This is a genomic window from Parasedimentitalea denitrificans, from assembly GCF_011813015.1.
Lineage (GTDB): Bacteria > Pseudomonadota > Alphaproteobacteria > Rhodobacterales > Rhodobacteraceae > Parasedimentitalea > Parasedimentitalea denitrificans.
This window is the reverse complement of the sequence record NZ_QHLQ01000087.1, coordinates 1-520: the sequence shown is the minus strand read 5'-3', so window position 1 is coordinate 520 and position 520 is coordinate 1. Positions and strand designations below refer to the sequence as shown.

Here is a 520-nt window from a genome sequence, read left to right as displayed (position 1 = left end):
CCCAAGGCTAAATACTCCCTAGTGACCGATAGTGAACCAGTACCGTGAGGGAAAGGTGAAAAGCACCCCGGAAGGGGAGTGAAACAGTACCTGAAACCGTGTGCCTACAAGTAGTCAAAGCCCGTTAATGGGTGATGGCGTACCTTTTGTAGAATGGACCGGCGAGTTACGATTTCATGCAAGGTTAAGTTGAAAAGACGGAGCCGCAGCGAAAGCGAGTCTGAATAGGGCGAATAAGTATGAGGTCGTAGACCCGAAACCAAGTGACCTACCCATGTCCAGGTTGAAGGTGCGGTAATACGCACTGGAGGACCGAACCCACGCACGTTGAAAAGTGCGGGGATGAGGTGTGGGTAGCGGAGAAATTCCAATCGAACTTGGAGATAGCTGGTTCTCTCCGAAATAGCTTTAGGGCTAGCCTCGAGGTAAAGAGTCATGGAGGTAGAGCACTGTTTGGACTAGGGGCCCTTCTCGGGTTACCGAATTCAGATAAACTCCGAATGCCATGTACTTATACTCG

General features: G+C 50.6%; 1 rRNA gene. It reads left to right on the top strand.

Features of this window, described 5'->3' with window-relative positions:
* A 23S ribosomal RNA gene (locus DL239_RS21415) occupies positions 1 to 520 on the top strand; the annotation flags it as partial.